The sequence below is a fragment of the Embleya sp. NPDC050154 genome (assembly GCF_044460165.1).
GTDB lineage: Bacteria > Actinomycetota > Actinomycetes > Streptomycetales > Streptomycetaceae > Embleya.
Window position 1 is genome coordinate 1 of sequence record NZ_JBITJP010000017.1, and the last position, 26850, is coordinate 26850.

Annotated in this window: 23 protein-coding genes and 1 pseudogene; 8 read left to right on the plus strand and 16 right to left on the minus strand. The window is 71.0% G+C overall.

Annotated features, from left to right (window positions below; genetic code table 11):
• Both ACIBSV_RS31075 and ACIBSV_RS31080 read right to left on the minus strand, forming a co-directional pair.
• Nucleotides 1-350: pseudogene (locus tag ACIBSV_RS31075) on the minus strand (hypothetical protein); the annotation flags it as partial.
• Between the two features lie 458 nt (nt 351-808).
• Nucleotides 809-1690: a TIGR04222 domain-containing membrane protein gene (locus tag ACIBSV_RS31080; RefSeq protein WP_395868887.1), complete on the minus strand. Its 882-nt coding sequence runs from the start codon at nt 1688-1690 to the stop codon at nt 809-811.
• Nucleotides 1691-2041: 351 nt separating this feature from the next.
• Between ACIBSV_RS31080 and ACIBSV_RS31085 the strand changes: the two genes are divergently transcribed.
• The 3 genes from ACIBSV_RS31085 to ACIBSV_RS31095 all read left to right on the plus strand — a co-directional run bounded on the left by ACIBSV_RS31085 (nt 2042) and on the right by ACIBSV_RS31095 (nt 4893).
• Complete coding sequence (locus ACIBSV_RS31085) at nt 2042-3370, plus strand: M20/M25/M40 family metallo-hydrolase (protein WP_395868889.1); 1329 nt, start codon at nt 2042-2044, stop codon at nt 3368-3370.
• A gap of 201 nt (nt 3371-3571) precedes the next feature.
• Complete coding sequence (locus ACIBSV_RS31090; RefSeq protein WP_395868891.1) at nt 3572-3811, plus strand: chaplin; 240 nt, start codon at nt 3572-3574, stop codon at nt 3809-3811.
• 452 nt (nt 3812-4263) lie between these two features.
• Nucleotides 4264-4893, plus strand: coding sequence for a chaplin (locus ACIBSV_RS31095; protein WP_395868892.1), 630 nt, complete (start codon nt 4264-4266; stop codon nt 4891-4893).
• Between the two features lie 84 nt (nt 4894-4977).
• Here the strand turns inward: ACIBSV_RS31095 and ACIBSV_RS31100 are convergent, their stop codons facing one another.
• Nucleotides 4978-5163, minus strand: a complete 186-nt coding sequence (locus tag ACIBSV_RS31100; RefSeq protein ID WP_395868893.1) for a DUF5703 family protein — start codon at nt 5161-5163, stop codon at nt 4978-4980.
• Between the two features lie 117 nt (nt 5164-5280).
• On the opposite strand from ACIBSV_RS31100, the gene ACIBSV_RS31105 reads away from it, so the two are divergent.
• Nucleotides 5281-5922 (plus strand): hypothetical protein, encoded by a 642-nt coding sequence (locus tag ACIBSV_RS31105; RefSeq protein ID WP_395868895.1) that lies wholly within the window; start codon nt 5281-5283, stop codon nt 5920-5922.
• 114 nt (nt 5923-6036) lie between these two features.
• Here ACIBSV_RS31105 and ACIBSV_RS31110 read toward each other — a convergent pair whose 3' ends face one another.
• On the minus strand, nt 6037-7170 hold the full coding sequence (locus ACIBSV_RS31110; RefSeq protein WP_395868897.1) for a chemotaxis protein: 1134 nt from the start codon (nt 7168-7170) through the stop codon (nt 6037-6039).
• 300 nt (nt 7171-7470) lie between these two features.
• Between ACIBSV_RS31110 and ACIBSV_RS31115 the strand changes: the two genes are divergently transcribed.
• Entirely contained in the window at nt 7471-9027 is a 1557-nt protein-coding gene (locus tag ACIBSV_RS31115; protein WP_395868899.1) for an ABC transporter substrate-binding protein, read from the plus strand.
• Here ACIBSV_RS31115 and ACIBSV_RS31120 read toward each other — a convergent pair.
• From ACIBSV_RS31120 to ACIBSV_RS31130, 3 genes are all read right to left on the minus strand, one after another.
• Nucleotides 8999-10495: an MFS transporter gene (locus tag ACIBSV_RS31120; protein WP_395868901.1), complete on the minus strand. Its 1497-nt coding sequence runs from the start codon at nt 10493-10495 to the stop codon at nt 8999-9001. The genes ACIBSV_RS31115 and ACIBSV_RS31120 overlap by 29 nt on opposite strands.
• 147 nt (nt 10496-10642) lie before the next feature.
• Complete coding sequence (locus ACIBSV_RS31125) at nt 10643-11695, minus strand: fatty acid desaturase family protein (RefSeq protein WP_395868903.1); 1053 nt, start codon at nt 11693-11695, stop codon at nt 10643-10645.
• A gap of 336 nt (nt 11696-12031) precedes the next feature.
• On the minus strand, nt 12032-12979 hold the full coding sequence (locus tag ACIBSV_RS31130; protein WP_395868905.1) for a LysR substrate-binding domain-containing protein: 948 nt from the start codon (nt 12977-12979) through the stop codon (nt 12032-12034).
• A gap of 499 nt (nt 12980-13478) precedes the next feature.
• Between ACIBSV_RS31130 and ACIBSV_RS31135 the strand changes: the two genes are divergently transcribed.
• The gene (locus ACIBSV_RS31135; RefSeq protein ID WP_395868907.1) at nt 13479-15344 is read left to right on the plus strand and encodes a hypothetical protein; all 1866 of its coding nucleotides are present in this window, start codon (nt 13479-13481) and stop codon (nt 15342-15344) included.
• Between the two features lie 87 nt (nt 15345-15431).
• Here the strand turns inward: ACIBSV_RS31135 and ACIBSV_RS31140 are convergent, their stop codons facing one another.
• The 4 genes from ACIBSV_RS31140 to ACIBSV_RS31155 form a co-directional block, all read right to left on the minus strand.
• Entirely contained in the window at nt 15432-16160 is a 729-nt protein-coding gene (locus ACIBSV_RS31140; RefSeq protein ID WP_395868909.1) for an SMI1/KNR4 family protein, read from the minus strand.
• A 9-nt stretch (nt 16161-16169) separates the two neighbouring features.
• Nucleotides 16170-17675, minus strand: a complete 1506-nt coding sequence (locus ACIBSV_RS31145) for an MFS transporter (protein WP_395868911.1) — start codon at nt 17673-17675, stop codon at nt 16170-16172.
• Between the two features lie 136 nt (nt 17676-17811).
• Nucleotides 17812-19956: an endonuclease/exonuclease/phosphatase family protein gene (locus ACIBSV_RS31150; protein WP_395868913.1), complete on the minus strand. Its 2145-nt coding sequence runs from the start codon at nt 19954-19956 to the stop codon at nt 17812-17814.
• Between the two features lie 139 nt (nt 19957-20095).
• Nucleotides 20096-20647 carry an NADPH-dependent FMN reductase gene (locus tag ACIBSV_RS31155; protein WP_395868915.1) on the minus strand — a complete coding sequence of 184 codons (552 nt, stop codon included), beginning with the start codon at nt 20645-20647 and terminating at the stop codon, nt 20096-20098.
• A 41-nt stretch (nt 20648-20688) separates the two neighbouring features.
• Between ACIBSV_RS31155 and ACIBSV_RS31160 the strand changes: the two genes are divergently transcribed.
• Nucleotides 20689-21156, plus strand: coding sequence for a YbaK/EbsC family protein (locus tag ACIBSV_RS31160; protein WP_395868917.1), 468 nt, complete (start codon nt 20689-20691; stop codon nt 21154-21156).
• A gap of 4 nt (nt 21157-21160) precedes the next feature.
• Here ACIBSV_RS31160 and ACIBSV_RS31165 read toward each other — a convergent pair whose 3' ends face one another.
• Nucleotides 21161-21910, minus strand: a complete 750-nt coding sequence (locus ACIBSV_RS31165; protein WP_395868919.1) for an enoyl-CoA hydratase-related protein — start codon at nt 21908-21910, stop codon at nt 21161-21163.
• A 107-nt stretch (nt 21911-22017) separates the two neighbouring features.
• The gene (locus tag ACIBSV_RS31170) at nt 22018-22680 is read right to left on the minus strand and encodes a class I SAM-dependent methyltransferase (RefSeq protein ID WP_395868921.1); all 663 of its coding nucleotides are present in this window, start codon (nt 22678-22680) and stop codon (nt 22018-22020) included.
• 251 nt (nt 22681-22931) lie between these two features.
• Here ACIBSV_RS31170 and ACIBSV_RS31175 point away from each other — a divergent pair, with 251 nt between their 5' ends.
• Nucleotides 22932-23954 (plus strand): helix-turn-helix domain-containing protein, encoded by a 1023-nt coding sequence (locus ACIBSV_RS31175; protein ID WP_395868923.1) that lies wholly within the window; start codon nt 22932-22934, stop codon nt 23952-23954.
• On the opposite strand, the gene ACIBSV_RS31180 is transcribed toward ACIBSV_RS31175, so the two are convergent.
• The 3 genes from ACIBSV_RS31180 to ACIBSV_RS31190 all read right to left on the minus strand — a co-directional run bounded on the left by ACIBSV_RS31180 (nt 23917) and on the right by ACIBSV_RS31190 (nt 26612).
• On the minus strand, nt 23917-24114 hold the full coding sequence (locus tag ACIBSV_RS31180; protein WP_395868925.1) for a DUF397 domain-containing protein: 198 nt from the start codon (nt 24112-24114) through the stop codon (nt 23917-23919). The genes ACIBSV_RS31175 and ACIBSV_RS31180 overlap by 38 nt on opposite strands.
• A gap of 230 nt (nt 24115-24344) precedes the next feature.
• Nucleotides 24345-25745 (minus strand): VWA domain-containing protein, encoded by a 1401-nt coding sequence (locus tag ACIBSV_RS31185; protein WP_395868927.1) that lies wholly within the window; start codon nt 25743-25745, stop codon nt 24345-24347.
• 6 nt (nt 25746-25751) lie between these two features.
• Nucleotides 25752-26612 (minus strand): AAA family ATPase, encoded by an 861-nt coding sequence (locus ACIBSV_RS31190; protein ID WP_395869246.1) that lies wholly within the window; start codon nt 26610-26612, stop codon nt 25752-25754.
• Between the last annotated feature and the right edge of the window lie 238 nt (nt 26613-26850).

Sequence of the window (26850 nt, forward strand, 5' to 3'; positions counted from 1 at the left end):
AGCGCGGGCGGGATCAGGGTGCCCACCCGGGACGCGAACACGGTCAACACCGCGGTCAGGTCGTCCGCCTCCCAGTCGCCCGCCTGATACGCCTCGCCGAAGCCGATCAGTCCGCCCGCGCCGACCCGATGGAAGAACGCGTCGGGTCGCACGATCCGCATCCGGGGCGCCGTCGCTCCCCCGTTCCCGAACACCGCGCCGTCGATCCACACCCGCAGCGGCAACCGCGCCACCGCCCGCTCGAACAGGAACCGGGCGGCCGCCGCACGCACCGGCCGCCTCGGCACCTCGGCCACATCGGGCCAACGCACCGGGTCGATCCGAGTCGGGGCAACCTCGATCACACTCAACGCAGACTCCCTCCAGTCCTGTGCCGCACCACGGGCGCGCCGCGCGGCCACGGCCCGGGCAACCGGCGGTTCCGAGCCGCGCCGAGGTGCGGCGCCACCGGGTGACGCGGGATCGGACCGAGCAGGGGTCGCACCGTGTATGGGCGCCGCTCCCCTCGCACCCGAGCCACAAACGGCCGCGCACCCGGATGGTGCAACGTGACCGTCGGCGCCTGATTCCGCCCGACTCGGGCAGCACGGTGGGTGGTTGCCCGCACCGGGAAGGAACGGCGAAACGTAGAACTCCTTTTCGGGCGCGGCTCTTCCCGATCGTCGGTGGGAACCGCGTATGTGCCTGTCCTGCGTGTGTGGCGGGACAACACGGCGACGGCACAACGCGAAACGGCACAACGCGAAAGCGGATCGGCCCGAAGGCCGATCCGCTCGCCACACCCCCGCTCCCGCTCCCCGTCGGGAGGTCAGCCTCCGCAGCCCCCGCCGCCGCCACAACCCCCGCCGCCACCGCAACTGCTGCCGCCACCACAGCCACTGCCGCCGCCGTCGCCACCACCACCTCCGCCGCCGCCGCTGCTGCCGCCGTAGGCCACCAGCGCGGTCCGGGCCTCCGGGTCCGGGTGCGCGGCCATGCCCAGGCAGGCGACCGCGAACAGGCCCACCAACGCGCCGGAGCCGACCAGGGCACCGGAGCGCCGGTCCGCCCGCAGCTGCGTGGTCAACTCACGCAGTGCCCTGCGGCCCGCCCCGGTGGCTCGCAAGGGAGCACTCGTCAGGCCCGCGAGGACGAAGGTGAGCACCAACAGCGGGACCAGGAATACGACCGGCCTGCTGTGCGCCAGGCCGTTGACGAAGCGGGCGATGCCGACCAGCGCGAGCACGAGCATCAGCCGCGCCGGCATCTTGCCGATCCGACGGGCCAACGGGGAGTGCGCGAGCCCGCGCTCGACCAGGCTGCCCTCGATCTGCGCCATCATGCTGCTGCGCGACCAGGCCCGCAGCAGCGCGAATCGGGTGCCCCGGGTGGTGCGCAGGCAGTCCATCACGGCCGCCGCGACCGGCTCCGCCGGCCGTGATCCGGTGGCGACGGTGACCCTGCCGGCGCGCTGGACGTGTACGTATCCCTCGGTGATCAGCGACGCCAGCGCGGTGTCGGCGACCCGCATCGGCCCGCCCGCGAGGTAGGCGGCGTCGTACGCGCCCAGCGGTGCCCGGCTCGCCTGGCCGCGGACCGCCCACGCCATCACGATCCGCAGCACGATCGCCAGGACGAACAGGCCGGCCAGGATCCCGCCGTAGAGCTTGAGGAATTCGGGACCGGTCAGGCCCCACGCGGTGCCGTTCATGTGACGTCCCTCCCGATGGTCCGACTCGCCGTTTTGGTCTGCTTGTTCATCCTGATCCGGAAGGTAGCAGCGGCTCGATCCACCCGGTCAGAGGCATCTCCCTACGTTCCGCTGAGGTCCTCGCCGCCGCCCCTGCCGCGGCTGCTTCGCCGCCTCGTCGACGGCCCGTCGCGGCTCCTTCGCCGCCCTGTCGCCACGCTGTCGCCGCCCCGTGCGCGACCCGCTCGGCCGTCCCATTCAACTGACTGGTCGTCAGAACACCGCCCGGGTCCATGCCGACCCCGCGTACGGGTGCAGGATGGTGGTACACCCGTACACACGTGCCGTTCCGCCTTTCCCGAGGAGCCCGTCATGACGGAGGCTGTCCGTCCCCAGCCCACCACCACCGCGGAGAACGAGGTCGTCGACCTGTGCCGCGATCTGATTCGGATCGACACGAGCAACTACGGTGACGGCTCGGGTCCGGGAGAACGCGCCGCCGCGGAGTACGTCGCCGAGAAGCTCGCCGAGGTCGGCCTCGAACCGAAGATCTACGAATCCGAGCGCGGGCGGGCCAGCACCATCGTGCGGATCGAGGGCACCGACCGCTCCCGGCCGGGGCTGCTGATCCACGGTCACCTCGACGTGGTGCCCGCCAACGCCGCGGACTGGACCTACGACCCGTTCGCGGGCGAGGTCGAGGACGGCTGCGTGTGGGGCCGCGGCGCGGTCGACATGAAGGACATGGACGCGATGGTGCTCGCGGTGCTGCGCGACCGGGTCCGCACCGGCCGGCTGCCCTCGCGCGACATCGTGCTCGCGTTCGTGGCCGACGAGGAGGCCGGCGGCGTGTTCGGCGCACGGCACCTGGTGAACAACCACGCCGACCTGTTCGAGGGGGTCACCGAGGGTATCGGCGAGGTCGGCGGCTTCTCCTTCACGGTCAACGACGATCTGCGCCTGTACCTGGTCGAGACCGCCCAGAAGGGCATGGACTGGATGCGGCTGATCGTGGACGGCACCGCCGGCCACGGTTCGATGATCGCCAAGGACAACGCGATCACCGAACTGGCCGAGGCCGTCGCCCGAGTGGGTCGCCACAAGTTCCCGATCCGGGTCACCAAGACCGTGCGCGCGTTCCTGGACGAGATCTCGGACGCGCTGGGCATCGAACTCGACCCGGACGACATCGAGTCCACCATCGAGCGGCTGGGCCCGATCGCGAGCATCATCGGCGCGACCATCCGCAACACCGCGCAGCCGACCATGCTGAACGCGGGATACAAGGTCAACGTGATCCCCGGGCAGGCCACCGCGCACCTGGACGGCCGGTTCCTGCCGGGCTTCGAGGACGAGTTCCACGCCGAGTTGGACGCGGTGCTGGGCCCGCGGGTGCGCCGCGAGACGGTGCACACCGACCAGGCCCTGGAGACCGGATTCGACGGCGCGCTCGTCGAGGCGATGTCGGCCGCGCTACGCGCGCACGACCCGGCCGCGCGCGCGGTGCCGTACTGCCTGTCCGGCGGCACCGACGCCAAGTCCTTCGCCGATCTGGGTATCCGCTGCTTCGGGTTCGCGCCGCTGAAGCTGCCGGCCGACCTCGACTTCGCGGGCATGTTCCACGGTGTCGACGAGCGGGTCCCGGTGGACGGGCTCAAGTTCGGCGTGCGGGTGCTGGATCACTTCCTCGACAACGCGTGAGCGAACGGCGTGCGGTCGGGCCCGGGATGGCTCCCGGCACCCCGGCCGCACGCCGGTTGGTCCCGGAGCCCGGGCGTTCACCGGGTTCGGGCCCGATCGAGTGAATACCTCGGCTCGCGCGTAGCCTCCGCCCGATCCCGTCGTTTCCCCTTGTGCGGCGCGCAAGCGCGTCGTGGTGTCGACAAGGAGGACGGAAGAATTATGAAGAAGATGGGCAAGGTCGCGTTCATCGTCGCGGCCGGCGGTGGTCTTGTGCTCGCCGGCGCCAGTGGCGCCATGGCGAACTCCGAGGCGGAGGGTGCGGCCGTCGGCTCCCCCGGTGTGCTCTCGGGCAACAACCTCCAGGTTCCGATCCACATCCCGATCAACCTGTGCGGCAACACCGTCGACATCATCGGTGTGCTCAACCCCGCGTTCGGCAACACCTGCATCAACGCCTGATCCAGGCCCACACGCTCGTTGGCGTGCGGACGGCCCCGAGACCCACGCGGTCTCGGGGCCGTCCCGCTGTGTGGTCCGTGCGGGTACGACCGCCCGCGGGCAGCGGGCCGGACGGGGCGGTCCGCGCCGGGACCGCGCAGGTCCTCATCGGGATCACCCGGGCCGACCCCGGCGCTCCCCACGAGGCCGCGCGGCGACCGCCGGCGGGGCCGCGACGGTGCTTTCGCACCGATGTTCCCGTATCCCGAAGCGCGGTCGCCATCGGTCGACCAAGCGCCCGCCTGGGAATCGGAGCGATCAAAAACGATCGGAATCCGGTTCCGGAGGATCCCGAAACTCAGCCGTACGAGCGAATCGACCCAGCCCCGGTGACCTCCTGCGTCGGCTCTCGTTGACGTCCGTGCGGGGTCAACATCCCCCGCCCCTCGCGAGAGAGACACAGGGGTACTTACATGCACCAGCTCGCCAAGAAGGGGTTGTTGGTCGTCGTCGCCACCACGGGCGCACTCGCGTCCGCGGCGGTCGGCGTGGCCGGCGCCAGCAGTGGAGCCCAGGGTGCGGCGGCCGGCTCACCCGGCGTGGCGTCGGGCAACAACATCCAGGTCCCGATCCACGTCCCGGTGAATGTGTGCGGGAACACGGTGAACGTGGTCGGCGCGCTGAACCCGGCGTTCGGCAACAACTGCGTCAACGGGTCGCACAACCCGCCCGCCACGCACCCGCCGACGACGAAGCCCCCGACCACCAAGCCGCCGACCTCGTGCCCCCCGTGCACGAAGCCGCCGACGACGAAGCCGCCCACCACGAAGCCCCCGACCACCAAGCCGCCGACCACCAAGCCGCCGACGACGAAGCCGCCGACCACCAGTGGCACCAGCGGTGGCACGACGGGTGGGGTCACGGGCGGTACGACCGGTGGCGACACCACCGGCACCAGCGGCGGCGGCACCGGCGGGTCCACGAACAACGGCGGCTCGCTCGCGCAGACCGGTTCGGACGCACTGGTGGTGGCCCCGATCGGCGCCGCGCTGCTGCTCGGCGGCTTCGTGCTCTACCGCCGTTCGCGCCCCGTGCAGGACTGAGCACGACGGACGCGACGCACGACCCGAGGACCGCTCGCCCCTGGGAGGACAGGGGCGGGCAGTCCTCTTTTTTGTGACGATCCGTCACATGGTGCGCACCTGCCGGATGATGCGGCGCCGCAGCACCACCCGGCGACTCCCGTCGCCGCGCAGGAGCAACCGATCCAGCTCCCAATACCCGTACTCCGCATGCTCGGTCAGGATCCGGCACGCGTCGGTGCGGGACGTGCCGCGCGGAATGTCCAGTTGCCGAAACTCGTAGTCCGCCATGTTTCCATTCCCCGGCGGCCGCGCCGAGGCGCGGTGACCGGCCTTTTGGTGACTCTCCGACTCCGCCATCAGTGAACCATTGTGCGCGCGTGGGGCTCTTGCGGATAACGTCAGCCCATGACCGGTGTCGCAGAGCCCACGCCAGAGCAGGTCCGTGCCGCCGCGGACGTTCTCAAATCGGCGATCGACGACCATTTGGCCGCCGTCGAAGCCCGCCAGGGCGAGAGCGACCCGGCCGTGTTCGCCGCGTACGACGCGCTCGCCGCCGCCGCCGAGGCGTACGACGAGCTGTTGTACGACGCCTATGACGAGGTCACCCCGTTCGAGGTGCCCGGCAGCAGCGAGGAAGCCGAGTACGAGGGTCCGACCAACCCGGAGGCGGTCACCGTGCTGATCCGCCGGGACTATGTGATCAAGGACCTGATCACGCTCGTCGACCACGCCCGCCGGGCCGACGCCGAGGCCGGCGACGCCGAACCGCCGACGTCCCCGCGCGACACCGGCACGGACAGCGCGTCGAGCGCGGTCGCGGTGTTGTTCGACGTCTACGACCCGGACGAGATCGCCCAGCGCGCCGATGAACTCGGCCTCGAACCCGGCGATTCCACCCTGTGGGTGTCGGCGATCGAGCCGACCGAGCCGGGCGAGTGGCTGGACGCGCCGTTCGACGACGCGGATCCGCGCAGCATCATCTACCGATTCGAGACCAGCACCGCGTACGAGGACGATCTCGAGGCGCTGGAACGCGATCTGCACTGATCGCCGCCCCACCCCCACCATGACACGTGTCACACGAGTGCGGCGGCGCCCCCTCCGGGTGCCGCCGCACTCGTCACGTTCCGGGCCCGCCGGTCGTCCGCCCGCCGGCGCGGCTCAGTAGCGCAGCGCCAGCGCGATGCCGCCGGCCTCCTTCAGGGTGTCGTCGGGTACGAAGACCACTTCGCCGTCCGCCTCCAACACCGCCTCGACCACGGTGTCCACGATGTCGTCCTCGGCCCGGCCGGCCAGTACCGCGTCCTCGGCGTGCGGTCCGGTCAGCACCTGGAGCGCGATCTCCCCGGTGCTGTCGACGGTGACCAGGCGCCCGGTCACCCGCAGCCCCTCCTCGACCACGAGGAGGGCGCCGCGACCGGCCCGGGCCGGCGCCCACGTCTCCTGGATGCCGCCGGCGTACCGCTTGGCGCTGCGCGCGTCGTCCAACCCGCGCAGCGCCGCCGCGGTCGCCTCGGCCGCCAGCGCGGCCCGTGCCGGCGCGAGGATCTCGGCGAATTGCGCGGGAGTGGCCTCCACGACGCCGCCGACCTCCAACTCGGTCCCGGCCAGGTGCGCGCCGTTACGGGTGCCCTCACGGAACGCCTTGACCTGCGGCCGCAGTCCGACCACGACGACCTTGCCCGGGCGCCCGGCCAGCGCGCGCGCCAACTGCTCGTCGGCCTCGTTCAACAGCCGCCGGAAGTCCTCGCTCACCCCCATGCCGCCGCCTTCGCGGGTGGGCGGTCCGTCCCGCTCGGGGCCGCCCGAGGTGACCGGGAAGCCGCCGTCGCGGATCTCGTGCACCCCGTCGCCCCGGCCGTGCCACAGCCTTACCTCGTGCTCGCTGAGCACCAGCGCCCAGTACGGGGTGAGCCGCTCGGCCGCGGACACCAGATTGCGGGTGAGGTAGGTGGTCGCCAGGATCACCCGCTCGCTCACCGGCGCCTCCACGGTGAACGCGTAGTGCTCCTCGGCCGACGCGTACAGCACCAGGCCGTCCAGGAAGTGCTCGGGATCCAGTTCGGCCGCCGCGGCCTTGAGGCGGTCCACGGTCTTGATCCGCGCCTCCCGACCGACCTCCGGATCCGCCGAGAGCCGCTTCTCCGCCTCGGCCAGTACGTTCCGCAGCCGAATGTGGTCCTGCTGGTTCTCCGGGCGGTGCCGGTGCGTGGGCAGCGTCAAGGACACCGCGGGGTACGCGCGCGGGCGGCGCAGCTCGGCGAGCAGTTCCGGCGACAGTGCGGCGGTCGTCATGCGGTCTCCTGGCGTGCGTTGCGTTCGGGGGTCTCGGGCTTGGACGCCGTGTCCGTCGAGGGCCGACAAACACAGCGTCCTATGCCCGATTTACCACGGAAATCGCATGAATCACCCGACCGGCCCGCAGGCTCCGCGTCGATCACCCACCGCCCCGGGGCGATCACTCTGCATGGAACGGTTGTTGACGGTGAGTCAGGAGTGACCCTAGGTTGATCCCCATTGCTCGTCGAGACGCAGCACCCATGGAGACCCAGGGTCCGCCCGACCCGGGATGGGCCCGTGCGAGGAGCGACCACCGTGCGATCCGTGCTCCCCCGGCAGGCGGCCCTGTTCGCCGCGTTGACCGGGCTGACCCTGACCACCGCCGCCTGCGGCTCGCAATCATCGGGCACCGGCGGCTCGTCGCGTGCCGCGATGACCGTCCTGGTCACCCAGGAGGCGCGCAGCCTGGACCCGACCGTGGCGAGCCTGTCCCAGATCACCGGTGGGACCCAGGCCGCGGCAGTGTTCGACGTACTGCTGTGGATCGATCCCAAGACCGGGCGGGCCCAACCCCAGCTCGCCGAGAGCGCGACCGCGGCCGAGGACGGCCGGGTCTGGACGCTGCGTCTGCGGCCGGATCTGAAGTTCTCCGACGGCACCGCGCTGGACGCCGAGGCGGTCCGGTTCAACTGGGAGCGGCACGCCGATCCGGCGAACAAGTCGATGCAGGCGCGCGTGGTCGCCGGGCTCGGCATATCCGTCGCCGACAGCCGGACCCTCAAGGTCACGCTGCCGGCGCCGAACGCGCACTTCGACAAGGTGATCGCGCACAACCTCGCGTTCATCGGCTCGCCCACCGCGATCAAGGCCGACCCGAAGGGCTTCGGCGCCAAGCCGGTGGGCGCCGGGCCGTACCGCCTCAAGAGCTGGGTGCGCGACCAGCAGATGGTCCTGGAGCGCAACCCCAAGTACTGGCAGGTGGGCGGACGGCCGCCGCTGAAGGAGTTGACCCTCAAGCCGGTGGTCGACCAGACGCAGCGGCTGGCCATGTTGAGCGCCAACCAGGCCCAGGTGCTGACCACGGCCCAGGCCAAGCTGATGGGGGACGCCCGCAAGGCGGGCCTGCCGGTGCTGACCGAGGCCAAGAGCGGCGGGTTCATGACGCTGTTCAACACCAGTCGGCCGCCGTTCGACGATCCCCGCGCACGCCGCGCGTTCGCGCTGATCATGGATCCGACCCAGCGCGCGAAGGTGGTCACCGACAACGCCGGGAAGCCGCTGAGCACGTTCCTGCGCCCGGGTTCGGACTTCGCCGCGCCGGACGCGCCGATGCCGGCGAACAACCGGGCCGAGGCACAGCGGCTCCTGGACGCGCTCGCGGCCGAGGGCAAGCCGCTGTCCTTCACCTACAGCACGTACAACAGTCCCGGCTCGCACGTGACCGCCGAGTACTGGCTGGCGCAACTCGCCGAGATGAAGAACATCTCCATGAAGACCGAGTTCCTGGAGGGCACCCAATACCTGCAGAAGGTGCAGATCCAGCGGCAGTTCGACGCGGGTGAGTTCGTGTTGTCCTTCGACGACCCGGAGCCGGTGTTGTACAACTTCCTGCACTCCAAGGGCCAGGACAACCACATGCAGTGGAAGAACCCGGCGGTGGACCAGGCGCTGGATCGGGCCCGGGCGGGCACCGACGCGCCGGGCCGGCGCGCCGCGTACGCGCTGGTGCAACAGGAACTGGCCAAGGACGTACCGATGTTCGCCTACGAGCAGGCGTTCACCGCGGCGATCCAGGCGAAGGACGCGAAGGTGCTCGACCTGACCGTGTTCGAGGACGGGCTGATCATGTTCGACCGGTTGGGTCTGGGCTAGGGGCGGCCGACCAAGGCTTGCTCTCCTGAGCGGAGCTCGACGGCTGCGGCGGAATGGCCGCGGCCGTCTGGCCGGTGGGCTCGGGGATGCACAGGCACGCGACGAGCGCGCAGCAGGCCACCACGCCGGCGATCACGAAGACGACCATGTAAGCGTGCAGGGCGGGCAGCACGAGGCCGCCGACGTCGATCGTGTACGACGTGAGCACGGCCGCCACCACCGCACTGCACACGGCCTGGCCGATGGTGCGCATCAGCGCGTTGATGCCGTTGGCGGCGGCCGTCTGCGCGGCGGGGATGGCCCGGATGACCAGCATCGGCAGCGCTGAATAGCACATCGCGGTGCCGGAGGCGACCACGGTCGCGCCGAGGATGATGGTCCACAACTCGTGGCTGGTGAAGATCCGCACCACGTAGCCCAGGCCGAGCAGGATGGCGCCGACGCCGAGGCAGAACCTGGGCCCTCGGGTGGCGGTGAGCCGGGTGGAGATCGGCGAGAGCGCGACCATCATCACCCCGCCGGGCAGCAGGCACAGGCCGCCGACCGCGACCGACACGCCCAGCCCGTAGCCGCTGTCCTTGGGCGTCTGCACGAGTTGGGCGGTGGACAGGCTGTTGGCGTAGAACGAGAAGCCGATGAACAGCGCGGCGATGTTGGGCAGCAGCACGGCCGGCCGCGCGGTCACCCGCAGGTCCACCAGCGGGGTGCTCACCCGCCACTGGTGCGCGCCCCACGCGAGCAGGATCAGCACGGCCGCGCCGAGCAGGCCCAGCGTGCGGGTGCTCGTCCAGCCCCACGCGGTGCCCTTGGACACCGCGAGCAGCAGGCAGACCAGGAACGCGGCCAGGCCGAGCGAGCCGATCACGTCGAATCGGCCGGGGTTGCGCACCGGCGACTCGCGCACGACCAGCACGATGGACACCAGGACCAGCAGGGCCAGCGCGGTGGCTCCCCAGAACAGCGCGTGCCAGTCGGCGTGATCGACGACCAGACCGGCCGGCGGGAGCCCGATGGCCGCGCCGATGCCCAGCGTCGAGCTCATCATCGCCACGCCGCCGCCCACCTTGGCCGGCGGCAGCTCGTCGCGCAGGATGCTGATCCCCAGCGGCACGACCGCGGTGGCCATGCCCTGAAGGGTGCGGCCGACGATCAGGACGCCGATGTCGGAGGTGAGCGCGCACATGAGTGAGCCGATCGAGAGCACGCTCATCGCCACGACGAGCATGCGCTTCTTGCCGAACATGTCGCCGGCCCGGCCCAGCAGCGGCGTGCACACCGCGCCGCTGAGCAGGGTCGCGGTCAGCGTCCAGCTGACCGTCGACGCCGAGCTGCCGGTCAGCGCGGGCAGATCCGGGAGCAGCGGTACCACCACGGTCTGCATGAGCGCGGCGACGATGCCGCACGCGCCCAGGACCGGTACCAGGAAGCGTTGCCGTGGGTCCTGCGGAGTGGGGGCGGGACCGGCCACGGGACGGCGCTCCTGGGTGGGGAAGGGGATGGTCGGCCCCACCCTAGGGATAGATGTACAACACATCAATCGTTTCCGCGCACCGTTTCCGCGCACCTTGCCGCGGGCCTTCGCCCGCGGCATCCCGCCGCGGCCGGCCTACCCGGCCTACCCGGCGTGCTCGGCGCGCAGCGACGCGCCCACGCCGTGCATGTGACCCAGCGCCTGCCGATAGGACCGCACCAGGCTCGTCTCCAGGTACGGCACCCCGAGCCGGTCGCAGTGCGCGCGCACGATCGGCTGCGCCCGGCGCAGGTTGACGCGCGGCATGTTCGGCACCAGGTGGTGCTCGATCTGGTAGTTCAGGCCGCCGAGCATCCAGTCGGTGACCGGTCCACCCGTGACGTTGCGCGAGGTCAGCACCTGGCGCCGCAGGTGGTCCCACTTCACGCCCGGCTCGGGCGTCGGCATGCCCTTGTGGTTGGGCGCGAACGCCATGCCCAGATGCAGACCGAGCAGCGCGTGCGTGACGAACACGAAGACCAGCGCCTTCACCGGCGACATCGCGATCAGCAGTACGGAGAAGTACAGGGCGTAGTGCACGGCCAGGACCGAGCCCTCGACCAGGCGCTCGCGAGGGGTGCGCTCCTTGAGCGCCATCAGGCCGTTGACCTTGAGGTTGAGCCCTTCGAGCAGCAGCAGCGGGAAGAACAGCCGGGCCTGGTGCCGGGTCAGCCAGCCCATCAGGCCGGTTCGGCCGGCGGTCTGGTCGGCGTCCCAGACCAGCACGCCGACCGAGACGTCCGGGTCCTTTTCCAGGTGGTTCGGGTTGGCGTGGTGCTTGTTGTGCTTGGCGTTCCACCAGCCGCAGCTCATCCCCATCAGCAGGTTGCCGTGCAGCAGCGAGAGCACGCGGTGGGTGCGCGCCTTGCGGGCGATCTGCTGGTGACCGGCGTCGTGGCCGACGAAGGACGCCCGGGTGGTGAACAGCGCGACCGGGATCGCCAGGGCGAGCTGCCACCAGGAGTCGCCGACCCAGAGCACCGCGGCCCAGGAGCCGAGCAGCAGGAGCAGGTTCAGGCCGATCATCCGGGCGTACCAGGCGGTGCGCCGCTCCAGCAGCCCCGCCGTCTTCAGTTCGGCGAGCAGCGGTGCGAAGTCACTGCCCCGACGCTCTTGCGATATATCCGGCTTATCCAGGATTGGTGCGGTCAAGGTCATGGGGCGTCCCGGTTCTGGGTGAGGGGTGGTCGGGTGAGCGCGGTGGCTTGGCGCCATCTCGACGCTATTGATCAACCGCCCGAGGGACGATCCGACAAGCCCCCCGATCGTGGGGGGAGGCTGCATACCCCGCGAGGGGGTCGAGCACCATGGACACGCGCGGCGCGATCCGGTAGGTGGCCGGCACGGGGCTCGGGAAACCCTTGACGCGTTGCAGGAACTGTCGCACCCGGATCGGGGTGCCGGCTACCCGTTGCGACGGGGAATATCCGGGAATCGACCGAACCGTACCGAAGCGCCGCGGTTCGTGGCCCCGCGGCCGGGGGTCGGGCGTGCTCAGTCCGGGTCGAGCGCCGCCTCGTCGCCGAGCGCGGCCCGCAACGCGACGGCCTGTTCGCCGATACAGGCCAGGAACGCACCCACCGCCGGCGTCGGCGTGCGGTCCGCGATCAGCGTCGTGCCCACCGTGCGGCGCACCGATTCCAGCGGCACCGGCAACACCGCGAGCCGCTCGTCGCCGGTGACCACGAGCTCGGGCAGCGCGGCGATCATGTCGGTGGCCAGCAGCAGCGCCCGGATGGTCAGGATCGAGGTGCACTCCACCCGGTCGGCCGGCAGCGGCAGTCCGCTGCGCACGAACAACTGGGCCAACTCGCTGCGCAACGCGGTCTGTTCGAGCGGCAGGATCCACGGATGCGCGATCGTGTCGGCGAGAGCGCGCGCGCTGTCCAGGAGCGGGTGGCCCTGCCGCACCACCAGCCGGATCGGCTCGCGATACAGCGCGCTCTGCCGTACCCGACCGGCGTCCGCGGCCCGGCCGAGCCGACCGATCACCACGTCGATCTCGCCCGCGAGCAGTTGCGGGTACAGCACGTCGTAGGTGGCCTCGCGGACGATCACGGTGATCCCGGGCCGGTCCCGCTTGAGCGCGGAGACCGCGCGCGGCAGCAGCACGCTGGTGCCCGCGAGCAGCGTGCCGACGGTGACCGTACCGGTCTGCCCCTCGCGCAGGCTCGCGATGTGGTCGCCCGCCCGGCGCACCTCGGCCAGGATCACCCGCGCGTGGGCCACCAGCGCGTCGCCGTACAGCGTGGGGCTCATCCCGTGCGGGCCCCGCTCGAACAACGGGACGCCGACCATCGTCTCCAACTCGCGCAGGGTGCGGGTCGCGGCGGGCTGGGTCAGGTGCAGTGCCTCGGCGGCCCGGCTGACTCCCCCGTGCTCGGCGATCGCCGTGATCAGGGTCAGATGGCGGAACTTGAGGCGTCCGTCGAGCAGGTCCACGCAGGCTCCCGTACCGGTCCGATGGTGCGAACCCGACGGGGACGCATACCTGTTTGGTGATGTTGTGGCGCCGGATCGGCATTGGATGGACATGCGCCAACGCAGCCATCATGCACGTGGCGACAGCTTCTTGACGAGCCGTTCGCCCGGATACGGGCGATCGGGTCGGGTAACGACGCGCCGTTGTTGTTCGGCCACGACGCCGACGCGTTCCGCGCCGCGGAGCGTGCCGGTCCGTCGGCACCGCGGTCCTCGACCAACGCGCGGTGGCACCGGAGCTTCCGGGGCCACCGGGTCGGGTTGCTTCGCAGGATGTGGCATTCGCCTGCGAAGAGGTAACGGGGAGCGGTGCGGCCGGCCATCACGGCGCGTTCGGAGGCTGCCGCCTGCTGGAAAGCGGGCCGAACCCGCCGGCGACCTCGGCGCCGTCCCCGCGTGGCACCCCGTCCCACCGCAAGCGCACTTCCCCGTCATTGTCCCGTGTCGGAAGGTTCGTCAGATGCGCCGCAAGCCCGCCCCCGGCAACAGATTCGGTAGATCCGGCAGATATCGCAGATCCGGCGCCCTCGCGGTGGCCGCCCTGGTGGCGGTCACCACCGCCGGCTACCCAGGCGGCCCCGACGGCGACGACGCCGCCGGTCCCTCGCCGCACACCGCGAACGCCGCGGCCGGCAAGCAGGATCCCAACATCCCGTTCGTGTGCCAGGAGCGGCGTCCGCAACCGGCCGACCCGAACGCCTACGGCATGCAGCTCGACGGCACGTTCCTGGCGCCCGCGGCGACCCCGCTCGACGAGGAGAACCCGCACCCGTTCCCGGGCCGCCGCGCCGAGTACGACGCCAGGCAGTACGTGAAGAACATGAACGTCGAAGCCGCCTACGAGGGCTACGACTTCACCCCGGACTTCTTCCACACGTGGCAGAACATCGTCGACTTCGGCGGGCGCCGGTACATGTTCCAGTACGACCGCTCCGAAGGCCGCGTCTACGACATCACCGACGTCAAGCACGTCACGGTGGTGGAGCGGATGACCCGCGAGGACGTCGGCGGCGACGAACTCAAGGCCAACGGCACATGGGCGGCGGGCGATTATTGGGGCGCGTCCACGATCCAGTGGAACAAACGGCTGAACGCCTACGTGATGGTGCAGTCCTTCGAGGACAAGCGGCAGATCAGCGAGTTGACCGACGAGCCGGGTCACGACAAGTACGGCAACCCCGCCGGTGTCGAGAAGCTGCGCACCAAGCCCGGGCTCAAGGGCTTCAAGGTCTATCGCCTGGACGGGCCCCGGAAGGCCGATTGGCGGCTGATCTCGACCGTCAGCACCGACTCGACCCAACCGGACCCGCTGAACAGCGACCCGACCAGGGCCCAGCAGGGCTCCGGCTCACTGGACGTGCCGTACTGGGACGGCGGCAAGTACATGTTCATCGCCGTCGCGCCGAACGACACCTTCGCCAACACCGAGTACCCGACCAACCTGCACTCGGCGGGCTACCAGTCCTACGACATGTCCGACCCGACCAGGCCGAAGCTCCTGGACACCTGGCACCTGCCCGGCCAGGTCACCGGCGAGGACGACGCGTACGCGAAGAACCCGCGCTGCGGCAACCGGACCAGTTGGCTCGGCGCACGGATGTCGCTGTTCGTGCCCAAGCCGGTCGAGCAGGGCGGCCGGTACGGCTTCGCGGTGCAGGGCGGTCTGGGCATGACCATCCTCGACATCTCGGACCCGGCGCGGATGCGTCAGGTGGGCCACGTGGACCTGCCGCCGTCGGTGGCGGGCACCGAGGGCGACAACATCGACGTGTCGCAGTACGAGAAGACCGGGATGATCTACCTCTCCGGGTACCCGCTGACCGAGGACTGCTACGAGCCGTACAAGCCGATCTACCAGATCGACGCGCGGGACGTGGCCAACCCCCGAATCGTCGGCCAACTACCCCGACCCACGCCGCCGAGGTCGGCCGGGATCACCGACTACTGCCAGCGTCGGGGCAGCTTCGGCCCCAAGCGCACCGGCTACTACACCAACCCGGGCCGGCACGACGACGGCACGCTCGTGTACGGCTTCTACAACGCGGGCGCCCAGGTCTTCGACGTCGGGAACCCGGCCCGGCCGGAGATCGAGGCGTACTTCGTGCCGAAGGCGTTCGGCACCAAGACCAAGGACTGGCCCACCGAGGACGGCACCTTCCCGGAGTGGGCGATGGGCAACCAGACGCACGGCGTCTACGTCGAGTGGGACCGCAACGTGGTGTGGGTGCTGACCAATCACGGCATCTACGCGCTGTCGTCCAAGGACGTGCTGGGCAAGCCGAACCTGGGCAAGCCCAAGGAGCCGTTCCGCAACAGTCAGTCCTGATCTCGTCGCGATCGGGTCGTTGCGATCGCCCAGGCCCGGGGTGCCCCGTCGGGGGTGCTCCGGGCCTCGGCGCGTGGTGACGGCGGGTCAGCCGTCCCTACCGTCCTCTTCCCCGTCCTCGTCCTCCTCTTCGCCGCAGACCGCGTCGAAGAACCGCTCCAGGTCCTCCTCCGTGCGGGCGCGGACCAGGATCATCCCGCCGTCGTAGCGGGCCAGCAGGTCGGGGCCGGCGAACCAGCGCACCCGGTTCCCGGGGTCCTCGCACTCGGGATATCCGGGAAAAGCCAACTCGGTGAGTCCCTCCGGGAGTTGCTCCACTTCCTCGGGGGCGAACTCGATCGCCTCGACGAGTTCGTCGTCGAACAGCAGCACTTCGGACAGCACCGTCTCGATCGCCGCGAGCGAGAACCGGGGCAGCCAGGCCGACCACCGTTCCACGTCGGGCTCGGCCAGGCTGTAGCTCGCGATCACCGCGGGATCGTCGCCGTCCGGCCGTATGCCCCACCACGCGACGCCCTGGTTCTCCTCGCGGAACACCAGCACGCCGTCCTCGATGTAGAGCTTGTCCGGTGGCAGCAGCACATCGTGATTGCTCGTCAGGTCCGCGCGCCGCCCCACCAGTTCGTACAGCTCCCGGAGCGCGGTCGGCAACGGGACGCCCAGTCGCGCGGCGCTCGCGTCCAGTTCCGTCGGGTCGTAGCCGTCCGAGGCGCCGATCGCCCGGGACCGGTCGGCGGCGAACGCGCGGATGAACTCCCAGGCTCCGGCCCGATCCGCGAGCGCGGAGGGCAGTGCCGCGTGGATGTCGAAGGTCATGCCCGGACGCTACCGGGTCACCCGCGAGCCGCCCCGGCCCGCCTCGGCCGGCGCCGGCGCGCGTTCCTTGCGCAGATCCAGGAACGCGACCACGAACGCGGCGAGCACGAACCCGACCGAGACCACCAGCCCGTGACGCAGCGGCCCGGCCCAGTCCTGCCCGTGCACGGCCGCCAGTCGGGAGAAGAAGACCGCCCCCACCGCCGCGATCCCCATCGCCGAGCCGATCCGCTGGCCGGTCTGCAACACCCCGCCCGCCGACCCGCCCTGCGCTGGGGGCACCTCGGCCAGGGTCAGCGTCTGGTTGGGCGAGATCACCATTCCGCTGCCCAGCCCCGCACACACCAGCGGCGCCACCAGCGCCCAGCCGGCCCCCTCCCCGGGCACCTCGTACACCGCCAGGATCGCGCCGCCCAGGCCGACCGCGACCAGCACCAGGCCGCCGGTCACCAGCGCGTGTCCGAAGCGGTTCACCAGGCGTCCGCCGATCGAGGCGCCCACCGCCGAGGCGAGCGCGAACGGGGTGATCGCCACGCCCGCGAGCAGTGCGCTGTAGCCCAGTCCGGACTGGAAGTAGAGGGTGAAGACGAAGAAGATCGAGGTGAATCCGGCGAAGTAGAACAACATCACCAGCAGGCCCAGCGTGTACGAACGCACCTTGAACAGCGCCAGGTCGACCACCGGCTTGCGACCGTGTCGGCCCTGGCGGATCTCCCACAGCACGAAGAGACCGAAGAACGCCGCCGCGACCGGCACCAGCAGCCACTTCGCGGGCCCCTTCCACTGGCGTTCCTCGACCAGCGGAAGCAGCAGCGACACCACGCCGGAGCCGAGCAGGAGCACGCCGATCGGGTCGAGTTCGCGCAGACAGGCCCGATGCGCGTGGTCGGGCCCCGGCAGCAGGCGCCAGGCCAACACGAACGCGACGATGCCGATCGGGAGGTTGACGTAGAACACCCATCGCCAGCCCTCTTCGGCGCCGAACGCCTTGATGATCAGGCCGCCGAGCAGCGGGCCGACGGCCGTGGAGATGCCGATCACCGTGCCGAACATGCCGAACGCGCGGCCGCGTTCGCGGCCGGAGAACATCTGCTGGATCAGCGCGGACACCTGCGGTGTGAGAATGCCGCCGGCGATGCCCTGGAGCAGTCGGGCCAGGACCAGCCACTGCGAGGTCTGCGCCGCGCCGCACAGCGCGCTGGCGCCGGTGAACAGCGCCAGGCCGGTCATGAACATCATCCGGCGACCGCGCGCGTCGCCGATCCGCCCGGCCGGTACCAGGGCGAGTCCGAAGGTCAGCGCGTAGCCGGACAGCACCCACTGGATCTCGCTCTCGCTCGCGCCGAGGCCCTCGCGGATGGACGGCAGCGCGACGTTGACGATCGACACGTCCAGCAGGGTGATGAACCCCGCGATCAGACAGACCGCGAGCGCCTGCCACCGATGCGGATCGGGCTCGTCGCGCTCGGTCACCGTCCCACACCCCTCCTCCGCAGCCACCGCGATGGTGGCCATCCGAAGGACGGTGCCCACATTCCCCACCCGCAAGGCCGCCGCCCGGGTGACCCGTCGATCCCGGGCGGGCCCGCTCGCCTGCCGCCGCCCGGCGGTCGACCGTACGCGGGCCCTCCCCGCCCGCGCCCGATCCGGGTCAATACACGAGCGTCACCGCGACCGGAAGGTGATCGGACGCCGTCGACGGCGGCGCGTCGACGGCCGCGACCCGCAACCGCGGGTCCACCATGACCTGGTCGATCTCCTGCTTCGGCTCATCCGCCGGATAGGTCCGCAACGGCCGCACCCGGCCCAGGCCGTCCACGAGTCCGCGCCCGGTGAACGCCCGCATCTGGGGGCTGTCGATCGTCGCGTTCATGTCGCCGAGCACCACCACCGGCGCCGACGCCCCCAACCGCACGGCGAACGCCGCGGCCCGCTCCGCCTGCTCCTGCGGGACCTTGTCGTCGGCGTCCTGGAGATGAGTGGACACGACGCCGACGAGCTTCCCGGGCGCCGCCTCGATCACCACGCCCAACGCCTGCGCACCGGTCGGCGCACCGCCGGCGGGCAACTTGATCGACTCCAGGTGCCGGATCGGCTTGCGGGTCAGCACCGCGTCGCCCCACTGCGGGTCGGCCGCCGGCGCGAACCGGTAGGGCAGGTCGAGCCGGCGCGCGAGCAGGGTCAGCACGTCGTGGCCGCCGTTGAGGAACCAGGCCCGGTCCACCTCGTTGAGCACCAGCACATCCGGCTTCAACGCCCGGATCGTGTCCGCCGTGCGATCCGGGTCGAACCGCCCGTCGACGCCGTACCCCATGCGGATGTTGTACGTGACCACCCGCATCGTCCCCGCCGCCACGTCCGGCTCCGGCGCCGACCCGGCACCCGGGCGCAGCCCGAACGCGGCGAGGGCGATCAGTACGGGGAAGACGGTCGCCAGCGCGAGTGGCGCGTGCACGCGCTCGGCCAGGGACGGCGGCGGCGGGAGTTCCCGACCCCGATCCGCCTTGCGTCCGGCGGGACCGCCGACGGCGGGTGCTCCCGGTCGACTGCCCGCACGACCGGTGGCGGGCTTGGCGCCGGGACGTGCGCCGGGCCGGTGGCCGGGTCGCTGCGCGGGCCGGCCGGCGCGGGTTCGGCCGCCGAGCGGGACGTCGGACCGGGCGCCGCCGTGCCCGCCGCCGTGCGCCACGGTCCGGCTCCGACCACGCACCGGCGCCCGGGCGGGCACGGGCGCGGCCTCCGGCTCGGGCTCGGGCGCGGTGGGTGTGCGCCGGTCCCGTACCGCCGCGAGGCCGGCGGGCACCGCGAGCGCGAGCACCCCCAGGAGCAGCACCCGCCCGCGAGCCAGTACGCCGATCTCGATGTCGTAGCGGGCATAGTGCAGGAAGGTCAGCGCGAAGAAGCCGACCATGCTCCAGGCCGGCGCCCAGCGCACCGCGGGCCGCGTCCGCGCGGCGGCGTCGCCCAGGACCAGACCCAGGCCGAGCACGCCCAGCGCCTGCCAACCGGCCGCGCCGGTGGGGGCCAGGCCGACGACGCCGTCGTGCGCGCTCGTCTCCAGGTAGCCCGCGCCGACCACGCCGGCGATCAGCAGCGCCAGACCCACTGGCAGCACCCACACCCCGCGCAGCCGGGACACCGGCACCGCGAGCGCCCATGCGGCCACCAACACCGGTACGCCCCATCGTGGTTCACCGGCGGCGGCATGTGCGACACCGACGTTGCCGAACAACACGCCGGTGAGGAACAGCGCGGGACCGAACACGGCCCACAACACCGGCCCGGGCGCGGGTACGGCCGGGGCCTGGATCCACACCTGCGCGGCGACGAACACCACGGCGAGCGTGCCCAGTACGGCCCAGCCGCGCCAGACCTCCAGCCACATCGGGTCGAGGGTGCCGAGCCCGGCGTGCAGCGCGACCGCCGCCGCCAGGCCGGCCGGCACGCCCACGCTCGCGTCCCAGCCGGTGTGCGCGACCGCGATCAGCCAGCACAGCGCGGCGACCAGCGCCAGGCACGCGAGGTAGAGCTGCGCGTCGCCGCCGTCGGTGAACTGCAGCCACAGCCGCAGCATCACCATGGCCACGCCGGCCAGGACCGCGACCGGTCGTCCGCCGACCCGACGGCACAGCGGCACCACCGCGAAGGCGACCGCGAACCACGCGATCGCGAACAGGCCCAGTTGTTCGGCGGGAGTGGCCCCGGCGTCGCCGTACACGGTGATCAGCGAGGGCAACCACACCCGCAGGATGTCGACCAGAAAGACGATCCCCAGAGCGATCACGATCACAGGCACGCGTAACCCCCGTCTCGATGGCGGGGTCAGCATAGAGCGGCGAAACACCGTTCGGGAGGCCACTTCCGGCGATGGATCAGCCGGTCCTCACCCGGGCAAGCAGCGCCCGGGCCATCGACCGCTCCACGGGCCGGGGCGGTCAGTCGCGTGGGGGAACCGCGTGGGTGAGTGTGGTCAAGGCCGCGGAGATGCCCGCGCGTACCTCGGGGTCGGCGATCAGGCCGTCCGGGCCCACCGCGTCGCGGGCCACGCCGACGCGTACGCAGGCCGATTCGACGACGTCGGCTCCGGTGTAGCCGAGCACGACGCGCAGCGACTCGTGTGCCTTGGCCGCGCCGTTCGGGTTGGTGGACGCGTTGATCCAGGCGACCGGCTTGTCGCTGGTCTCCACGCCGCCGACGGTCCAATCCAGCAGGTTCTTGAACGAGCCGGGCAGCGCACCGGCGTATTCGGGGGTGGAGAACAGCACCGCGTCGGCGGCGTCGATCGCGGTCCGCAACTCGACCACGGCGGGCGGCAACGGTTCGCGGTCCTCGTCCGGGTTGAAGTGCGGCAGCGCGTGCAACTGGTCGAAGACGATGGTCTCGACCCCCTCCGGCGCGACCGCCCGCGCGGTCCGCACCAGCGCGGAATTGGTGGACTGCGCCCGCAACGACCCACTGATCAAGAGCACCCGACGATTGGCTGTCATGGCCGGTCAAGGTAGCACCGCACGGGTACTAGTCTCACCTCATGCATACGCCGGTCGAGAAGGTCGCCGAGGCGCTGCGCGCGCTCGGCGGCACGGGAGAGATTCGGGAATTCGCCGAGACGGTGCCGACCGCGGCGGCCGCCGCCGAGGTACTGGGCTGCGACGTGGGCGCGATCGCGAACAGCCTGGTGTTCTCCGCCGACGGCCAACCGCTGCTGGTGGTCACCAGTGGGGCGCACCGGGTGGACACCCGGGTCGTCTCCCGCCTGCTCGGCATCCGCAAAATGCGCCGGGCCGACCCGGAGTTCGTGCTCTCGGCCACCGGCCAGGAGGTCGGCGGCGTGGCCCCGGTCGGCCACCCGTTCCGGATCCGCACCCTGGTCGACACCTGGCTGGACAAGCACGAGGTGGTCTGGGCCGGGGCCGGCGACCACAACCACATGTACCCGACCACGTACGCCGAATTGTTGCGGATGACGGGTGGTACGGCCGCGCACGTGGAGGCGTAGCGATTCAGCGGCCGGTCCACTCGGGTGCCCGCTTGCCCAGGAACGCGGCGACGCCTTCCTTCATGTCCTCGGACGCGGTGATGCTCGCGAACCCCTCCGCGGTGCTGCTCCACCCCAGCTCGTCGTCGGCCGCGACCACGTCCTCGACCGCCTTCAGGCTCGCGCGCACCGCGACCGGGCCGTTCGCGCAGATCCGCTCGGCCGACTCGAGGGCGCCCGCCAGCGCCTCGCCCGGCTCGGTCACCCGGTTGACCACGCCCGCCTGGTACAGCCGTTCGGCGGGCAACGGGTCGCCGACCAGGAGCATTTCCTTGGCCAGATTCAGCGGCAGCGCCCGGGGGGCCCGGAACGTGCCGCCGCAGATCGCCATCAGTCCGCGTTTGACCTCGGGCAGTCCGAACCGCGCCGTGCTCGATGCCACCACCAGGTCGCACGCGAGCACGATCTCGAAGCCGCCGCCCAGCGCGAACCCCTCCACTGCGGCGATCAACGGCTTGCTCCGCCGCCTGCGGATCACCCCGTACTCGCCGCCGCGTTCACCCTTGGGGCTCAGCCCGGCGGCCAGATCGGTGCCGGCCGAGAAGACCGTCGGGGTGCCGGTCAATACCCCGATCCACAGCTCCGGATCGTCTTCGAGGAGGTTGAGCGCCGCCTCGATCCCGTCGGCCACCCGCTGATCGATGGCGTTGCGCTTGGCCTCCCGCCGGATCGAGACGACCAGCACCCGTCCGCGCCGCTCGGTGGTCACCGTCATGGCAGGCTCCTTCACGATCGATCGACTCTCGCCTCCGGATGATCTCTAGCCCAGGTCGACAACCATCACAAGAGCGACCGCGCCCGCGCGGGACCGATCGGGCCCGGTCACGCCGGCCTGCGCACGATCGTCTCCCAGTGGGTCCAGATGCCCGCCGGCGGGTCGCGGCGTTCGGTGTGTTCCGCGCGCAGCGGCAGTACCGGTTCGAAGTCGCGGAGCAGGGACTCCAGTTCGAGTCGGCCGTAGTAGTGCACGACGAGGCCGGCCTTGAAGCCCTCCAGGTAGCGGAAGGTTCTGCCGCCGTCCTTCGTGGCGTCCAGCACCTCGTGTGCCTCGACCGCCTCGGTCTCGGCGGAGGCGGTCCGCAGCGCGAGCAGGCCGCCGGGGGCGACCCGGGCCAGCGAGCCGCGCAGCAGTTCGCGGGCGGCGTCGCGGGTGCCGTGCTGGTGCACCTGGATGCCGATCACCAGGTCGTAGCGTCGACCCGGCGGCAGATCCTCCTGGGTGCCGTGCACCAGGGTCGACTCCGGGGCACGGGCGGCCAGTTGCTCCAGTGCCAGGCGGGAGGGGTCGACGCCGACCAGGTCCAGGCCCGCCTCGGTCAACGGGATCAGGTTGCGTCCGTTGCCGCAGCCGATCTCGACGCCCGAGGTGCCCGGCGCGGCCACCGCGAGGATGCGGTCCACGAACGGATCGGGTCCGGCGTCGGCGTACATCCCGTCCGCGTAGGCGTTGTCCCAGAAGTCCACGGCGAGCCGATTCGCGTCCATGGGATCGAGCCTGACAGATCGAACCCGGCGATCGGGCGACGACAAACCGGCCACGTTCGCACCGACCGGGTGGATGTACGACCGCCTCGAAGGCCGCTCGCGCCCACCCGCTTCGCGCCCCACTCGCATCCGCACACCCACCCGCCACCTCGGCCCCAGGCTCGCGAGTTCGCGCGGCCGGCCGAATTTCCCGCCCGGCACGACGCGTGGCGGGACCTCGGGTGCCGGGCCTCTTGCCGTGGGGTATCCCCATGCAGTACAGCTCGATATGTCGGTCGTGCGTTGGCTTTCTGCCACCTCGCCAGACGCGAGATGGCCGACCGGAAAGCCGATGGGTGATCTTTTCGACCACCACGGGGAGGGCATGGATGCCGACGAGCCAGGATCCGATGATTTTGCGTCGGCGCTTACGCGACAAGCTGCGGCGACTTCGCGAAGCGGCCGGATTGACCCAACGCGATGTGGCGACCCGTCTGGAATGGTCGCTTTCGAAAGTGATCCGCATCGAATCCGGCGGCGTGGGGGTGACCGTCACCGATCTGCGGGCGCTGATCCAGCAGTACGGCATCACCGACCGCACCCGGGTGGACGAACTCCTGGCCCTGGCCAGAGGCGCACGGCGACGCACCCCGTGGAGTGCGTATCGCACGATCGTCTCCCCGGCCCTGCTCACCTTCCTGGGCTATGAGTCCTCGGCCACGCTGATCCGCAACTTCGAACCGCTGCGCATCCCCGGCCTGTTGCAGACCGAGGGGTACGCGCGGGCGATCCTGGAACACCTCAGCCCGGGCCGGCACGTCGACGAGCAGGTTCGGCTGCGCCTGGACCGGCAGCGGATCCTGCAGAACGGCGAGGACGAGCCGCTGTTGAACTTCGTGATCGACGAAGGTGTGCTGTATCGCCCGGTCGGCGGGGTTTCCGCGATGTGCGAGCAGTTGCGCCATCTGCTGACGGTCCGGGAATACCCTCGGGTCTTCGTACGGATCGCGCCGCTGAGCGCCGGACTGAATTCGATCGTGAATCTCGGCTACACGATCTTCGAGTTCCGCGATCCCGAGGACGGTCTGGTGCTCTCCGTCGAGGGTCCCGAGGAAAAGCATCTGACCATTCGGGAGAATTCGGAGGTCGAGGCGCCGTTGAATTACCTGGAGGATTTCTGGCGACTCGAACAGATCGCCCATCTCGATCAGGCGGAGGAGTTGATTCGACGAGCGCTCGACCATCTCTCCGCGGGTTCTACCGGGATACCCGGGCCGCACCCGTCAGCGTCGTGAACAGCCGCCACTGGGCTCCGGCGAATCGCAGCCGAGGACCGATTGCCGACTGCTTCGAGTCGCGCACGAGTACACCGTCGAGGACCGCGACCTCGAGACAGTTGCCTCCGCCGCTCTTCGAACTCTTGCGCCATGCGGGAGCGTCGGCCTGAGCTCGCATTTGTCACCCATCCTCAAAAGCCGGCGGCGACCGTCGAGGCATCTCTCCCGCCCGCCTCGCGGAGCAGGGGCATCGACGTGTGCCGTGATCACGGCACGTACCCTCGCGGCTTGCCGAGAGGTAGTCAAGTCGGCACGTCAAGGCACTCCCCCGAATGTACGAACACGTTCGATCGAGCCCTTCGGCCGAACTTTCGCGGCCATCCCCGGGCTGCGGTCGACTGCTCGCGATCAGGCCAACTCGCCGATGAACGACCCCAGTTGGGTCAGATTGCGACACTCGATCATGGAAATCCGCCGACCGTACACGCTCGCGATCGAGTCGCCGGTGTCCCAGTCGCGCTCCGGTTCCGGGTTGAGCCACCACGCGTGCCGGGCCGGCGCCACCATGGCCTCGATGGCGGCCAGGGCCGGGTCCTGATAGTTGTTCCGCGCGTCGCCCAGGACCAGCAGCGAGGTCTTCGGCCCGATCACGTCGCCGTAGCGCTCCACGAAGACTCGGAACGCGTGTCCGTAGTCGCTGTGTCCGCTCAGCCGCACCAGATTCGCCTCGGCGGTCAGTCGGCGCATCGCCTCCGTGACGTCCCCGCCCGGTCGCTCGAAGAACCGGGTCACCTCGTCCACCGTGTCGATGAACGCGAACGCCCTTACCCGGGCGAACTGTTCACGCAGCGCGTAGGCGAGCATCAGGGTGAAATGGGCGAACGAGGCGACCGACTCGCTCGCGTCGCACAACACCACCAGTTCGGGCTTGTGCGGCCGGCGCGGCCGGTGGTGGGTGGTCAGCGGCACGCCGCCGGTGGACAACGACGCGCGCACCGTGCGGCGGAAGTCGAGACGGCCGTGCCGGCCCGCCCGTTGACGGATCGTCAGCCGGGTGGCCAGGCGCTGCGCGAGCGGTTGGATCTCCCGGCGCAGCGCGATCAGGTCGGTCCGGCTCGCGCGCAGGATGTCGAGGTTCTCCACCGCCGGCTTGACCGCGGTCTCGGCGACCCGGTCGACACCGCGTTCCTCGGCGAGTCGACGGCGTACGTCGGCGAGGACGTGCCCGTTCAGCCGGTCCATCCGGGTCTGGATCATCCGTCGCGCGTTGCGTTCGGCCACCCCGCCCGGGAGTTCGCCACCCAGCACCGCGCGCAGCAGGCCCGCCATCAGCGTTCGCGGGTCCAGGGCGCGACCGACCATGTTCGCGGACCACGAGGGCCCCGAGGACCCGTCGAAGGCGCCGAACCGCCCGACCGCCTCGCGCGCCAACCGGCGCAGCGCGATGTCGTCCTCGCCGAGCAGGAGTTCGCGCAGCCGGTCGCGGAAGACCTCGGCGTCGGCGACGTCCGGATCTGCCCCGCCCCGCGCCGCGCCGGCCGGTTCCTCGGGCGCCGCGTCCATCGGATCGACCTCGGTCGTCGCCGCCGTGCCCACCGGGAACCACAGTTCGAACAGCGTGTCGAAGACGTCCCGGTGGGTGTGCCGCTTGACCAGCGACGCGGCGTAGGCGGCCCGCAGTGTCTCCCGGTCTCCGAGGTCGAGCACGGTCAACGCGCGGGCGGCGTCCAGCCCTTCGGCCAGTGACACCGGCAATCCGCCGTGCCGCAGTGCCCGGACGAATCCGGTGTGACGGTCCAGGAGGGACATCGGCGATCAGCCGCCGATGCCGGGCAGGCCGAGTTCCTTCGCGGCCCGCGTGTGGTCGGAGGAGTGCTTGAGCACGACGCCGAGCGTGCGCGCGATCGCCTCCTCGTCCAGCACGTCGGCCTCCAGCGCGATCAACGTCCTTGCCCAGTCCAGGGTTTCGGCGATGGACGGCGCCTTCTTGAGTTCCAACGCGCGCAGCGACGCGACGGTGCGGACCACCTGTTCGGCGAGTTGCGCGCGGATGCCGGGCACCCGGGTGAGCACGATGTCCCGCTCGCGCTCCGGCGTCGGGTAGTCGATGTACAGGTACAGGCAGCGCCGCTTGAGCGCCTCGCTCAGCTCGCGCGTCGCGTTCGAAGTGAGCACCACGAACGGGCGCCGTGAGGCGGTGATCGTGCCCAGCTCGGGAATGGTGACCTGGAAGTCGGAGAGCACTTCCAGCAACAGCCCCTCGACCTCGACGTCCGCCTTGTCCGTCTCGTCGATCAGCAGCACGGTCGGCTCGTCCCGACGGATCGCCGTCAGCAGCGGCCGGGCCAGCAGGAACTCCTCGGCGAAGATCCCGGCGCGCGCCTCGTCCCACCCGTCCACGCCCGCCTGGATGCGCAGCAGTTGTTTGCGGTAGTCCCACTCGTACAGCGCCCGGGACTCGTCCAGGCCCTCGTAGCACTGCAACCGGATCAGCTCGGCGGAGCCGGCCGCGGCGACCGCCTTGGCCAGCTCGGTCTTGCCGACCCCCGCCGGCCCCTCGATCAGCAGCGGCTTGCCGAGCGCGTCGGCCAGGAAGACGGCGGTCGCGATGCCGGGGTCGGTCAGGTAGTCGACGGCGCCGAGCCGACTGCGGGCGTCCTCGGGCGAGGCGAACATCGTCATGGTGGTGCACTCCTCGCGGTCCGCGGCCTGCCGATGCGCCGGATCCGGCCGGCTGCCCTCTCAAGCTACAAGAGGCCCTCCGCGCCGACGCAACGGCGTGGCCGTACCGCCCGAATCGCCACCCGATGCACCTGACAGACCGTCACATGCCCGACCCCCGACGCCGAACGGCCGACATGTGGGGAGTTCTCCGCTCTTCCCGGGTCGGCTCCACCGGGCAGGCCGGACCCGG